This window comes from Cupriavidus sp. MPR-AND1C (assembly GCF_058809705.1).
Map to the genome: position 1 here is coordinate 16190 of NZ_JBXASU010000005.1, position 13723 is coordinate 29912.

Sequence of the window (13723 nt, forward strand, 5' to 3'; positions counted from 1 at the left end):
CGATGTCCATGATTGAACTCGACGGCAAGGTTGCCGTCGTCACGGGTGGATCCTCGGGCATTGGCCTGGCCACCGTCGAACTACTGCTGGAATCGCGCGCTGCCGTGGCGCTGTGTGGCCGCGACGAAGCGCGGCTGCGCGAAGCGCAAAGCCATCTGCGCGCACGCTTCCCCGATGCCCGCCTGTACGCCGCTGCCTGTGACGTGCTGGACCCCGCACAGGTAGCCGCTTTTGCCGCCGCCAGCGAGGCCGCGCTCGGCCCCGCCGACATGCTGGTCAATAACGCAGGGCAGGGGCGCGTCTCCACGTTCTCGAGCACCGAGGACGCAGCCTGGCTCGAAGAGCTGCGGCTCAAGTTCTTCTCGGTGATCCATGCCACGCGTGCGTTCCTTGCGCAACTGGAGCGCTCGGACAGCGGTGCCATCGTCTGCGTGAACTCGCTGCTGGCCGTGCAACCCGAGCCGCATATGGTGGCGACGTCCGCGGCGCGTGCCGGCGTGCATAACCTGGTGCGCTCGCTGGCGACCGAATTCGCCCCCAAGGGCATCCGCGTCAACGGCATCCTGCTCGGCCTGGTCGAGTCGGGCCAGTGGCGCCGACGTTTCGAAGCGCGCCCGGATGCCGAGCGCGACCTCGACTGGGCCGCGTGGACCGCGCGCCTGGCGCAGCAAAAGCATATTCAACTTGGCCGTCTTGGCCTGCCGCAGGAAGCCGCACGCGCGATCCTGTTCCTTGCCTCGCCGTTGTCTTCGTACACCACGGGCAGCCACATCGATATTTCCGGAGGACTTTCCCGTCATGCGTAACGAACAGCAACAAGTCACGGTGGGCTACGCCATCGCCGCCTTCCTCGAACAATGCGGCGTCAAGGCTGCGTTTGGCGTGATCTCGATCCACAACATGCCCATCCTCGACGCGATGGGCGAGCGCGGCAAGATCCGCTTCGTGCCAGCGCGCGGCGAAGCCGGCGGCACCAATATGGCCGATGCCTGCGCCCGCACCACCGGTGGCCTGGGCGTGTGCCTGACCAGCACCGGCACCGCCGCGGGCAACGCCGCCGGCGCCATGGTCGAAGCACTGACCGCCGGCACGCCGCTACTGCACCTGACCGGACAGATCGAAACGCCGTACCTGGACCAGAGCCTGGCCTACATCCACGAGGCGCCGGACCAGCTGACCATGCTGAAGGCCATCTCCAAGGCCGCGTTCCGCATCCGCAGCGCCGATACCGCGCTGAGCACCATCAAGCTCGCCGTGCAAACCGCGCTGACCGCGCCGACCGGCCCTGTCAGCGTGGAAATCCCCATCGATATCCAGGCCGCGCTGATCCCGATGCCAACCGACCTGCGCCCGCTGGCGGTGCCCACCCATGTTCCTTCTGCCCACGCGCTGGACGAACTGGCCGAGCGCCTGTCCAAGGCAAAGCGCCCGCTGCTGTGGCTGGGTGGCGGCGCACGTCACGCCGGCGCGCAGGTCAAGCGCCTGATGGCGCTGGGCTTTGGCGTGGTCACCAGCACGCAAGGCCGCGGCATCGTGGCCGAAGACGATCCTCGCTCGCTGGGTGCGTTCAACCTGCACAAGCCGGTGGAACAGTTCTATCAAACCTGCGACGCCATGCTGGTGGTGGGCTCGCGCCTGCGCGGCAATGAAACGCTGAAGTACGAACTGAAGCTGCCGCGCCCGCTGTTCCGCGTGGATGCCGATGCGTCCGCCGAAGGCCGCTGCTACCAGAGCGACTACTTCGCCAGCGGCGATGCAGCGCTGGCACTCGATGGCCTGGCCGACCGCCTGGAGGGCAAGCTCAAGGTGGACCCGAACTTTGCCGCCGACCTGCGCGGCGCGCACGAAGTCGCCATGAGTGGCCTGATCGATGGCCTGGGCCCATACTCGGCGCTGGTGGAAGCGCTGCAAGGCGCGGTCGGCCGCAATTTCAACTGGGTGCGCGACGTGACCGTCTCCAATAGCACCTGGGGCAATCGCCAACTGCGCATTTTCGACTCGCGTGCCGGCGTGCATGCGCTGGGCGGTGGCATCGGACAGGGCCTGGCGATGGGCATCGGCGCCGCCGTGGGCGCGGCAGTGACGGCTTCCGGCAAGAAGACATTCTGCCTGGCCGGCGATGGCGGCTTCATCCTGAACCTGGGTGAACTGGCTACCGCCGTGCAGGAGCGCGCCGACGTGGTCTTCGTGCTGATGAATGACAAGGGCTATGGCGTGATCAAGAACATCCAGGACGCGCAATACGGCGGACGGCGCCACTACGTGGACCTCCACACGCCGGACTATGCGCAACTGTCGCAATCGCTGGCCCTGCGCCATCGCCGCGTCAGCAACCTGGCCGACGTGGGCGCCGCACTGGAAGAAGCCACCATCGAATCCGGCCCGTTCCTGCTGGAGATCGACATGCTGTCCATCGGCACTTTCAAGACCGCGTTCGCAGGCCCGCCGGTCAACAAGGAAGCTGACGCCGACGCTGAGAAGACCGCACGCGCGGCCGAACGCAGCACTGTGACCGCCTGAGGGAGACGCAACATGCTGCACGTGTCGATGGTGGGATGCGGAGCGATCGGGCGCGGTGTGCTCGAGCTGCTCAAGAGCGATCCAGACGTGGTGTTCGACGTGGTGGTGGTGCCCGAGGCCCAGATGGACCAGGCCCGCCATGATGTCTCCGCGCTGGCGCCGCACGCACGGGTTGCCACCTGCCTGAGCCAGGCCGATGGACGGCCTGACCTGCTGGTGGAGTGCGCCGGCCACCATGCGCTGGAGGAGCACATCGTGCCGGCGCTGGAGCGTGGCATCGCCTGCATGGTGGTGTCGGTGGGCGCGCTCTCCGAGCCGGGCCTGGCCGAGCGGCTGGAAGCCGCGGCACGGCGCGGCGGCACGCAGGTGCAGCTACTCTCCGGTGCCATCGGTGCCATCGACGCACTGGCGGCAGCGCGCGTGGGCGGGCTGGACTCGGTGGTCTACACCGGGCGCAAGCCGCCCGGCGCGTGGAAGGACACGCCGGCCGAGGCACTGTTCGACCTCGACGCGCTGACCGAATCCACGGTGATCTTCGAGGGCACCGCCCGCGAAGCCGCGCGGCTCTATCCGAAGAACGCCAATGTGGCGGCTACGTTGTCGGTGGCCGGCCTCGGGCTGGACCACACGCAGGTCAAGCTGCTGGCGGATCCGGGCGTGGATGAAAACGTGCACCACGTGGAAGCGCGCGGTGCCTTCGGTGGTTTCGAGCTGACCATGCGCGGCAAGCCGCTGGCGGCGAACCCCAAGACTTCGGCGCTGACGGTGTTCAGCGTGGTGCGTGCGCTGGGCAACCGTGCCCACGCCATGTCGATTTAAGCAGGCAGCAAGGCAATCATCATGAAGCAAGAGATTCTCCCCATCTGTATCGCAGGCCAGTGGCGCCTGGGCGGCGGCGAGCGCTACGCCACGCGCTACCCGGCCACCGGCGAGGTCGTCGCGGAGTTGAACGCGGCCAGCCTGGACGACGTGGAAGAGGCCGTGCAGGGCGCGCATCGCGCGTTCCTCACCAGCGGCTGGGCGCAACGCAAGCCGCACGAGCGTGCCGCGGTGCTGCATCGCGTGGCCGACCTCATCCGCGCGCGCGCCGAGCCGCTGGCTCAGCGCCAGCGCCTGGACAATGGCAAGCCCATCAGCGAGACGCGCGCGCTGGTGGCCAGCGCCGCCGGCACGTTCCAGTTCTTCGCGGCGGCCTGCGAAACCCTGGAGGAGGCCCTCACGCCCGCGCGTGGTGATTTCCTCACCATGAGCGTGCATGAAGCCATGGGCGTGGTGGCGGCGATCACGCCGTGGAATTCGCCCATCGCCAGCGAGGCGCAGAAGCTGGCGCCCGCGCTGGCCGCCGGCAACGCGGTGGTGATCAAGCCCGCCGAGATCACGCCGCTGATGGCGCTGGAACTCGCCGCCATCTGCGAGGAAGCCGGCGTGCCCAAGGGCCTCATCAGCGTGCTGCCGGGCAAGGGCTCGGTGATCGGTGACGCCATTACCAAGCACCCGCTGGTGCGCCGCGTGTCCTTCACCGGTGGTACCACCACGGGACGCCATATCGCCCACATCGCTGCCGACAAGATGATGCCGGTATCGCTGGAGCTGGGCGGCAAGTCGCCCACCATGGTGTTCGACGACGCGGATCTGGACCACGCGGTCAACGGCGTGCTCTACGGCATCTTCAGTTCCTCGGGCGAATCGTGCATCGCGGGTTCGCGCCTGTTCGTGGCACGTTCCTTGTATGAGCCTTTCATGGACCGCCTGGCCGAGGGCGCGGCGCGCCTGCGCGTGGGCGATCCGGCCGACGAGCGCACCCAGATGGGACCGCTGATCAGCGACCGCCACCGCGACTCGATCGAATCGTATGTGGCGCTTGGCGTATCCGAAGGCGGCCAGCTGCGCACGGGTGGCATCCGCCCTGCGGTGGCGGGCTGCGAGAACGGCTACTTCTACACGCCGACCATCATCGAGGGGCTGGATAACAGCGCCCGCGTATGCCAGGAGGAAATCTTCGGGCCGGTGCTGGTGGCGATGGCCTTTGACGACGAGGACGATCTGATCGCACAGGCCAACGACAGCGTGTACGCGCTGGCGGCGGGCGTATGGACGCGCGACTACAAGCGCGCGTGGCGCTTTGCGCGTGCGGTGCAGGCCGGCAATGTGTGGATCAATACGTACAAGCAGTTCTCGATCTCGACGCCGTTCGGCGGCTGGCGCGACAGCGGGCTGGGGCGCGAGAAGGGGCGACTGGGGATCCTGCAGTACATGGAGCAAAAGAGCGTGTACTGGGGCATGCATGAACAACCGCTGCCGTGGGCCAACTAAGTGAGCGAGACGACATTGGACGCTGCAAAAGCGACACAGCAGGAGAGGGTAATGAACACGATTCTGGGCATCGACGAAATCGTCTACGGTGCCGACGACCTGGACGCCTGCCGGCGCTTCTTCGCCGACTGGGGCCTCACGCTGGTGCGCGAGGATGCCGCCGGGCTGGATTTCGAGACGCTGAACGGCTGCCGCGTGCTGGTGCGCCGCACCGACGACCCGGCACTGCCGGCGGCAATGGAAGACGGCCCGACGTTGCGCGAGGTGGTGTGGGGCGTGGACACGCAAGCCGCGCTGGACCGGATCGCGGATGCCATCCGCGCCGAGCCGGGCTTTGTCAGCACGGGCGAGCACGGCGTGCAGGGCGAGCAAGGCGAACGCGTTGGCTGCACGGATCCGAACGGCCTGGCCGTGCGCTTCCAGCTGACCCGCAAGCGCGAGGTCGAGGTGGAATGCGCCGCGATGAACACGTGGAACGACAAGCCGCGCATGAACCAGCGCAGCCCGATCTACGAACGCGCCACGCCGATCGAGGTAGGGCACGTGGTCTTCTTCGTCAAGGACGTGCTCGCCACCGAGCGTTTCTACACCGGGAAGCTGGGCTTCGTGCCGTCGGACCATTATCCGGGCCGTGGCGCCTTCCTGCGCTGCGCGCCGGACGGCGGCCACCACGACCTGTTCCTGCTGCAGTTGCCGCAGGCCAAGAGCGGGCTGAACCATGTAGCCTTCACCGTGCGCGACATCCACGAGGTGTTCGGCGGCGGCCTGCATGTGTCGCGCAGCGGCTGGGATACGCAGCTCGGCCCGGGCCGGCATCCGATTTCGTCAGCGTATTTCTGGTACTTCAAGAATCCGGCCGGCGGCTTGATCGAGTACTACGCCGATGAAGACCAGCTGGATGCCGATTGGGAGCCGCGCGATTTCGAGCCGGGCCCGACCATGTTCGCCGAGTGGGCGGTGGAAGGCGGGCTGGATGGCAATACGCGCAGGCAGAAGAACGCGGGCGGCCCGCAGGGCAAGTTCCTGACGGAGAAGCGCTGAGCACGGCGTAGCAGTACAGGCAACGCAGGCAACGCAGGCAACGCAGGCAATGCAAGCAACGCAGGCAACGCAAGCAAGACTAGCAACACGAAGCAACCGAAGGAAGTGCCATGAGTACCAGCCAATCCCTGAGCCTGCGCGTGCAGGCCATGCGTTTCGAAGCGCGCGGCATCGTCAGCGTGGAACTGCGCGATCCGCACGGGCATGCGTTGCCCGAGTACGCGCCGGGCGCGCATATCGACCTGCATCTGGGCAATGGCCTGGTGCGCAGCTACTCGCTGTGCGGCGCGCCGGAACTGCGCGATCGCTACGTGGTGGGCGTGCTGCTCGACCGCGGCAGCCGTGGCGGCTCGCGCTACGTGCATGAGCAACTGCGGGTGGGCAGCACGCTCACCGTGGCGGCGCCGCGCAACCACTTCGCGCTGGATGAGGATGCGGCTCACACGGTGTTGGTGGCCGGCGGTATCGGCGTGACGCCCATCGTGTGCATGGCGCGTCGGCTGCATGAGCTCGGGCGTTCCTTCACGTTGCTTTACTGCGCACGCTCGCGCGCGGAAGCCGCCTTCGCGGACGAACTGGCCGCCTATGGCGACGCGGTGCGCATGCACTTCGACGACGAGGCGGGCAGCCCGCCGGACCTGTCCGCGCTGCTCGCCGGGCAAGCTGCCAGCACGCACTTCTATTGCTGCGGCCCGGGCCCGATGCTGAATGCCTTCGAAGCCGCCTGCGCCGGCCATGGCTATCCCGAAGTGCATATCGAACGCTTCGCCGCCGACCCGTCGGTGGCGGCGGTGCAGGACGGCGAGTACACCGTGGCGCTGGCAAGCACGGGTAGCGAGCTGAAAGTGCCCGCAGGCAAGTCCTTGCTGGATGCCTTGCTCGAAGCGGGCATTGCGGTGGAGCACAGCTGCAGGGAGGGCGTATGCGGCTCGTGCGAAACGCGCGTGCTCGAAGGCATACCCGAACACCGCGACGGCGTGCTCAGCAAGAGCGAGCGCGAGTCGAACCAGACCATGATGGTTTGCGTGTCAGGCTGCAAAGGCAAGCGCCTGGTCCTGGACCTCTAAGCGCGCCACCGCGCGCCGCGTCCATCGCGGCGCCAACGGTGGTGGCCCTTGCCGGGCAGTCCGGCAATGCGCCAGCGCGGGGCGGCTGCCTGCCTCGGATACTTTAGAAGAGAAACACCGTGTTGATCCAGAGACAAGAGGCCCCGTTCGCCAACGCGAACGCCGAGGGTGTGGCGACCCCATCCAGCAGCATCACGGCAGGCGGTGGCGAGCGCGCCACTGACGCCCCCGTGGCAACCACCCGGGGCGCGATCATCGCCCGCATCGAGCGCCTGCCCAGCAATGGCATGCATGTCAGGGCACGGCTGCTGATCGGCCTGGCCACGTTCTTCGATGGCTTTGACGTCATCGCCATCGCCGCCACGCTACCGCTGCTGATCTCGATGTGGTCGCTCACGCCGGGGCAGATCGGCTTTCTGATCGCGGCGCCGTCGGTCGGGCAACTGATCGGCGCGCTGCTGTTTCCCGCGCTGGCCGAGCGCTTTGGCCGCCTGAACTCGATTGGATGGAGCGCGGGCATCATCGGGCTGATGAGCATCGCCTGCGGCTTCGCGCCCTCGTTCGAGATCTTTGCCTTGCTGCGCATCGTGCAGGGCCTTGGCCTGGGCGGTGAGCTGCCAGTGGCCGCCACTTATATCAACGAAGTGACGCGTGCCCACGGGCGCGGGCGCTTCGTGCTGCTATACGAGGTGGTGTTCCCGATCGGCCTGCTGATCTCCAATGCCGTCGGCGCGTGGCTGGTGCCGCGGTTCGGCTGGACGGTGATGTACTTCATCGGCGGCGCCCCAGTCGTCCTGTTCTTCATCCTGCGCCGGGCCATTCCCGAGTCGCCGCGCTGGCTGGCGGAGAAGGGCCGCCTGGCCGAAGCCGACCGTGCGCTCGCGGCGTTCGAGTCCCGCGCCAAGGGGCCGCTGGCGCCGCTGGGCGATGTATCCGCGTACGACGCGATGACCGGAAAGCACCCGCGCCGGCGTGTCCGGGACCTGCTGAGCAAGGCCTATATCGGCCGCACGCTGGCGGTGTGGATGCTGTGGGCGACCTGCGGCTTTATCCAGTACGGACTGTCGACCTGGTTGCCGACGATCTACAAGACGGTGTATCACGCACCGCTGCAACTGGCGCTGAACCTGGCCGCGGGCGCATCGGTGCTCGGGGTGATCGGCTCGCTGGTGTGCGCGATGATCGTCGACAAGGTGGGCCGCAAGCCGGTGATCAACGTCTCGTTCATCCTGTGCGCGATATCGCTGGCGCTGGCCGGCGTGTTCCACGCGGAGTCGGTGTACGTCGTGGCCGGGCTCTGCGCGCTTTCGCTCGGCTTCCTGGCAAGTGGCTTTATCACGGCCTACGTGTACACGCCGGAGCTGTATCCCACCAGCATCCGCGCCATGGGCTGCGGCTTTGGGGGCGCGTGGCTCAAGCTGGCGGCGATCTTCGCGCCGACGCTGGTGGCCAGCACGATCGGCTCGGGCAATCTCAGCATCGCTTTCTACGCGCTGGCGACGGTGCCGTTCGTGGCGGCGCTGACCATCCACTTCCTTGGCATCGAGACCAAGGGCAAGGTGCTCGAGCAACTCGAGGCCTGATTCGCGACGCACGACGCACGATATGAAGCCCGTGGCAGCGCCAGCTGCCACGGGCTTTGTTCGTTCTCGTGTGCGCTAATTTATTCGCCTTCGCCCCCGCCCCCGCCGGCGTCACCGCGCCCGGGCGTCACGCACAGGCCGTGCAGCTTCCTCAGCGCCTGGTACATCGCTCGGCGCTCCTCCGGCTCAAGCAACCGGATCACCTCCGCCTGGCCCTTCCTGGCCAGCGGCATCACTTGCTCATGCAGCGCCAGGCCTTCCGGCGTGATGCTGCAGATCAGCTTCTTGCGCGGGGTGTTGCCCTCGGCATCCAGCTTCACCAGCCCGCGGCCTTCGAGCAGCCGCAGCGTGCGGCTCACCAGCGCCTTATCCGATGTGGATTGCAGCACCAGTTCTGCAAAGGGCAGCTGCCGTGCGTGCGCCAGCAGGGCCAGCAGGCGCCACTCGGGCACCGTGAGCGCGAACTGCTCGGCGTAGGGCAGCGTCACGGTGCGCCGCAGCGCGTTGACCAACTGGCTGAGCATCGTCGTCAGGAAGTCGTCGACATCGAGCCCGCTGCCTTGCTCGTCCAGTTGCGCCCAGGGGCAGTCGGTTTTCGGGGGCACTGCCTTGTCGCCGGTGTCGGTTGTCGTTCCGGCTGCGCGCTTCATCAGATCCATGTCTTTCAAGAGATGCCGCCGGACGGCGGCTGATCAGGGGGGGGCGGAGCCGATTGTCTCATAGGGACTCCGATGTGCTGCCTCCTTCTCGTCATGAATCTCTCTTTTAATTTATAAAAAGATATATATGTCAATTAGGGATTAACGTAAGTTGAGTAGTCAACAATGTAGATCTAGTATGAATAGCGCGTTCCTCTCCTGAACTAATGTTTCGCTAATAAAACGCACATCGAATGCGTTCCCGTCCCTTAGCCGTCCCTTAGCCGTGCCTAACCCCGCACCCACCATGCCATTCCCCGCTGAAGTGGAGCGCCCCCACAGGAGCCGTAGATGAACCTTGCCCGCCGACACGTCCTTGCCACAGCGCTCGCCGCGATTGCCCTGGGAGGCGGCAGCGCCTTCGCGCTCGGTTATCCCGCCAAGCCGGTCACGATCGTGGTCGCCTATCCGCCGGGCGGCGACACGGACTCCATGGCGCGCATGTACGCCGAGAAGCTGTCGATGCGCCTCAAGCAGCCGGTGATCGTGGAGAACAAGCCAGGCGCTGGCGGGGTGGTCGGCAACGCCATGGTCGGACGCGCGCCGGCCGACGGCTACACGCTGCTGTTCACGCCCAACCCGTTCACGACGGCGCCGATGGTGCTCAAGCTCCCCGCCAGCTCCAGCTACGACGCGCTGCATGGCTTCACCCCGGTCATCCAGACCGGCACGCAGACCGTGCTGCTGGTGGCGTATCCGGGCGCCGGCATCAAGACGGTGCAGGAAATGGTGGCCGCGGCGAAAGCCGGCAAGCCGCTGACGTATGCCACCCCCGGCGCGGGTTCGCCCATGCATATCGCCGGCGAGTGGCTCAACCGCGCCGCTGGCGTGAAGATCCAGCACGTGCCGTACCGGGGCGTCGCGCCCGCCGTCAATGATGTCGTCGCAGGCCACGTCAACTTTGCCTACGTGACGCTGGGGCCGGTGGCCCAGTACATCAACACGGGCAAGCTGCTCGCGCTGGCCGTGACCGATCCGAAGCGCTCTGCGCTGCTGCCTAATGTGCCGACGCTGTCCGAGCTTGGCTACAAGGACGTCGTCGTAGGCGCATGGCACGGCGTCATGGCGCCCAAGGGCACGCCGGCCGAGGTGGTGAAGCTGCTCAACGAGCAGCTCAACGAGATCGTCAGGATGCCGGACATCGCCGAGAAGATGGCCACCTTCGGCGCGGTGCCGGTGGGCGGCGCGCCCGCCGTGCTGGAAAGGATCAATGCTTCCGACTACGAGCGGCTGGGCAAGGTCATCAAGGATTTCGGCATTACCGCCGAGTGACGCGACGCCGGCGGCAACGCTCGCCGGCGTCTTCATGGTTTTCAGTGGTTTTCTGACTAGCAGGAGGTCGGCATGAGCACGTCGACAGTGGGAAGCGCCACGCCGCAAGTGACGGCGCGGGAGAAAGTGATGGGCAGGGCCGTGTATGCCGGCGACATCAAGCAGGCCGGCATGCTGCATGCCAAGGTGCTGCGCAGCCCGTATCCGCATGCCCGCATCGTTCGCATCGACACCGCGGCGGCGCGCGCGCTGCGGGGCGTCAAGCTGGTGCTGACCGGCGAGGACACGCCGTCGCGGTTGTGGGGCACGCATCGCAAGGAGCAGCGCATTCTTGCCGCTGGCGTGGTCCGCCACGTGGGTGAGGAGGTCGCCGCGGTGGTCGCGGTGGACGAAGAAATCGCACGCGATGCGCTGGACCTGATCCGCGTGGAGTACGAAGAACTGCCCGCCATCTTCAGCCCCGATGCAGCGCTTGCCGACGGCGCGGCGGAGCTCCACCCGGGCACGCGCAATATCGCCCATGAGATGCATATCGAGCGCGGCGACGTCGAAGCCGGCTTCGCTCGCGCCGCGGTGGTCTACGAGGCCACGTACGACATGCACTCGCAGTATCCCGGCTACCTGGAGCCGATGGCCACCGTGGCCGCCCAGGATGGCAATGGCCGGCTCACGGTCTGGGCCTCGACACAGTCCGTGTTCCTGGCGCGCGCGCGCCTGGCCGAGGCGCTGGACCGGCCGGTGTCCACCATCCGCGTGATCCAGGCGGTCACCGGTGGCGGCTTTGGCGCCAAGATCGTGGAGGAGAGCAACAGCCTGATCGCGGCCTTGCTGGCAACGCGGCTCGACCGCCCGGTGCGCCTGGTCAACAACCGGCTCGAGGATTTCCTCGGCGCGCGCTCCAGCGTGCCGGCGCGGGTCTGGCTGAAGATGGGCCTGGATGCGCAAGGGATGATCGTCGCCAAGGACGTCAACATCGTGGCCGAGTGCGGCGCCTATGCGGGCCTGGCTGGCGACGTGATGCACGTTACCGCCATGCGCAGCGACAACATGCATCGCGTGGAGAACGTGCGCTCCAACGCCGTGCTCGCCTATACCAACAATCCGCCGCGCGGCGCGTTCCGCGGCTTCGGCGGCCAGCAGATGCAGTTCCCGCTGAACAGCCACCTCACCATGCTGGCCGAAATGCTAGGCATGGATCCCATTGAAGTCCACAAGCGCAATGCCATCCGCTCCGGGGACACCAGCGTGCATGGCTGGAAGATTGGCAGCAGCGGCCTGGTGGAATGCCTCGAGCAAACGCGCGAGGCAATCCAGTGGGATGCGCGCCGCGCCGATGCCTCGCGGCGAACCGGCACGCGCCGGCGCGGGCTCGGCATCGCGGCCGCCATGCACGTCAGCGGTAACCGCACGCTGGGCAACTGGGATGGCTCCACCATCGTGCTCAAGGTCAACGAGGACGGGCGCGTCATGCTGCTCACCAGCGAGTGCGACATGGGGCAGGGCGCCAACACCATGCTCAGCCAGATCTGCGCCCAAGAGCTGGGCATTGCGCTGTCGCACGTCACCGTGAGCGCGCCGGATACCGATGTGGCGCCGTTCTGCCTCGGCTCGCTGGCATCGCGCGTCACGATCATTTCCGGCAACGCAGTGATGCGGGCCGCGCGCGAGGCGAAGCAGAAGCTGCTGGCCGTGGCCGCCGGGAAGCTCGGTGTGCCGCAGGACGAACTGGACCTGATCGACGGCGTGATCCGCGCCCGTCATGACGACACCACGCGCGCCACGCTCGCCGAGATCGCGCGGCTGCATATCTTCCGCCATGGCGGCGAGGGCCTGATGGTGCGCGCCACTTACGATGCGCCCACCGTGATGCACGACGCCAACTACTACGGCAACATCGCGCCTGCCTACTCGTTCGCGGCGCAGGCTGTCGAAGTGGAAGTGGACACGGTGACCGGGCAGATTACGCTGATCGACAGCTTCGTGTCGGACGACTGCGGCAAGGCCATCAACCCCTTGGCCGTGCACGGCCAGACGCACGGCGCCACCGTGCAGGCGATCGGCTGGACGCTGTATGAGCATGTGCAGGTCGAGGATGGCCGCATCCTGAACGGCAACTTCGCCGACTACACCATGCCGACCGCTGACGCGGTGCCTGCGCTGCGCACGGATGTGGTCGAGTCCGTTGAGCCCAATGGGCCCTATGGGGCCAAGGGCGCCAGCGAAACCGCGATCCTGCCGGGCGCGGCGGCCATTGCCAATGCGGTCTATGACGCCATCGGCGTGCGCATTGCTTCGCTGCCCATCACGCCGGAGAAGGTGCTGGCCGCGCTGCGCGAGCGCAAGGAAAATGAGGCGCGCCATGCGTAATTTCGAATTTCTGGAGCCGGGCTCGGTGCCGGAAGCCAGCCGCATGCTGGCCGACCTGGGCGACGAGTGCCGGGTAATCGCCGGCGGCACCGCGCTGATGCTCGGCATGCGCCAGCGCATGCTCATGCCCACCCACCTGGTATCGCTTGGCCAACTTGATGCCTTGCGCAAGATCGAGTTCGATCCGCGCACCGGCTTGCGCATCGGCGCGCTGGCCTTGCATGCGCAGGTGGCGCGCTCGCCGCTGGTGCAGGCGCATTACCCCATGCTGGCCAGCATGGCGGGGCGCGTGGCCAATCCGCAGGTGCGCAACCAGGGCACGATCGGCGGCAACCTTTGCTATGCCGATCCCGCCACCGATCCGCCGGGTTGCCTGATGGCGCTGGGGGCGCAGGTGGTGCTTGCCGGCAGGAGCGGCGAGCGCGTGCTGGAGATGGAGGCGTTCCTGGTCGACTACTACACCACGGCGCTCGAGCCCGATGAGATCGTGACCGAGATCCGCATTCCCGCGCTGGCGCCGGATGCGCTCGGCCACTACGCGCGCTTCCTGCGCACGGCCGCCGAGCACCGGCCGCTGGCCAGCGTCTCGCTGCTGGCTCGCCGGACTGGCGCTACGTGCATCGAGGCGCGCCTTGCGGTTGGCGCATCCACGCCGATTCCGGCGCGGCTGCGGCGCGCCGAGGCGTTCCTGGCCGGCAAGGCCGTCACGCCGGAAGTGGCCGCCGAGGCGGCGGATATCGTCGCCGCGGACATCGACCCCGTTTCCGATATGCGCGGCAACGCGGACTATCGCCGCGAGATGGTGCGGACCGTGGCGCGGCGGAGCATCGCCACGTTGTTCGGGCTGGCAACGGACTAAGGA

At 67.2% G+C, this 13723-nt stretch carries 11 protein-coding genes; 10 read left to right on the top strand and 1 reads right to left on the bottom strand.

Translation table 11 applies throughout. The annotated features are described in order from the left end of the window. Window positions 1-2: 2 nt before the first annotated feature. The 7 genes from AC1RWI_RS04650 to AC1RWI_RS04680 all read left to right on the top strand — a co-directional run bounded on the left by AC1RWI_RS04650 (window position 3) and on the right by AC1RWI_RS04680 (window position 8524). Entirely contained in the window at window positions 3-806 is an 804-nt protein-coding gene (locus AC1RWI_RS04650) for an SDR family oxidoreductase (protein ID WP_492864842.1), read from the top strand. After that, entirely contained in the window at window positions 799-2520 is a 1722-nt protein-coding gene (locus tag AC1RWI_RS04655) for a thiamine pyrophosphate-binding protein (RefSeq protein WP_043347677.1), read from the top strand. The genes AC1RWI_RS04650 and AC1RWI_RS04655 overlap by 8 nt, the downstream gene beginning before the upstream one ends. A 12-nt stretch (window positions 2521-2532) precedes the next feature. Continuing rightward, window positions 2533-3339, top strand: coding sequence for an aspartate dehydrogenase (locus AC1RWI_RS04660; protein WP_043347674.1), 807 nt, complete (start codon window positions 2533-2535; stop codon window positions 3337-3339). Window positions 3340-3360: 21 nt separating this feature from the next. Continuing rightward, window positions 3361-4833 carry an aldehyde dehydrogenase gene (locus AC1RWI_RS04665; protein ID WP_043347671.1) on the top strand — a complete coding sequence of 491 codons (1473 nt, stop codon included), beginning with the start codon at window positions 3361-3363 and terminating at the stop codon, window positions 4831-4833. 51 nt (window positions 4834-4884) lie between these two features. Next, the gene (locus AC1RWI_RS04670; RefSeq protein ID WP_492864845.1) at window positions 4885-5874 is read left to right on the top strand and encodes a VOC family protein; all 990 of its coding nucleotides are present in this window, start codon (window positions 4885-4887) and stop codon (window positions 5872-5874) included. Window positions 5875-5984: 110 nt separating this feature from the next. Continuing rightward, the gene (locus tag AC1RWI_RS04675; RefSeq protein WP_043347667.1) at window positions 5985-6941 is read left to right on the top strand and encodes a PDR/VanB family oxidoreductase; all 957 of its coding nucleotides are present in this window, start codon (window positions 5985-5987) and stop codon (window positions 6939-6941) included. Window positions 6942-7228: 287 nt separating this feature from the next. Then, window positions 7229-8524 carry an MFS transporter gene (locus AC1RWI_RS04680; protein ID WP_236702050.1) on the top strand — a complete coding sequence of 432 codons (1296 nt, stop codon included), beginning with the start codon at window positions 7229-7231 and terminating at the stop codon, window positions 8522-8524. Between the two features lie 80 nt (window positions 8525-8604). Here AC1RWI_RS04680 and AC1RWI_RS04685 read toward each other — a convergent pair whose 3' ends face one another. Next, the gene (locus AC1RWI_RS04685; protein WP_043347664.1) at window positions 8605-9183 is read right to left on the bottom strand and encodes a MarR family winged helix-turn-helix transcriptional regulator; all 579 of its coding nucleotides are present in this window, start codon (window positions 9181-9183) and stop codon (window positions 8605-8607) included. A gap of 330 nt (window positions 9184-9513) precedes the next feature. Here AC1RWI_RS04685 and AC1RWI_RS04690 point away from each other — a divergent pair, with 330 nt between their 5' ends. The 3 genes from AC1RWI_RS04690 (at window position 9514) to AC1RWI_RS04700 (ending at window position 13720) form a co-directional block, all read left to right on the top strand. Further along, the gene (locus AC1RWI_RS04690; protein ID WP_043347662.1) at window positions 9514-10494 is read left to right on the top strand and encodes a Bug family tripartite tricarboxylate transporter substrate binding protein; all 981 of its coding nucleotides are present in this window, start codon (window positions 9514-9516) and stop codon (window positions 10492-10494) included. Between the two features lie 72 nt (window positions 10495-10566). Then, a complete protein-coding gene (locus AC1RWI_RS04695; RefSeq protein WP_492864848.1) occupies window positions 10567-12861 on the top strand; it encodes a xanthine dehydrogenase family protein molybdopterin-binding subunit in 2295 nt (764 codons plus the stop codon). Next, window positions 12854-13720: an FAD binding domain-containing protein gene (locus AC1RWI_RS04700; RefSeq protein ID WP_043352081.1), complete on the top strand. Its 867-nt coding sequence runs from the start codon at window positions 12854-12856 to the stop codon at window positions 13718-13720. The genes AC1RWI_RS04695 and AC1RWI_RS04700 overlap by 8 nt, the downstream gene beginning before the upstream one ends. The last annotated feature ends 3 nt before the right edge of the window (window positions 13721-13723 follow it).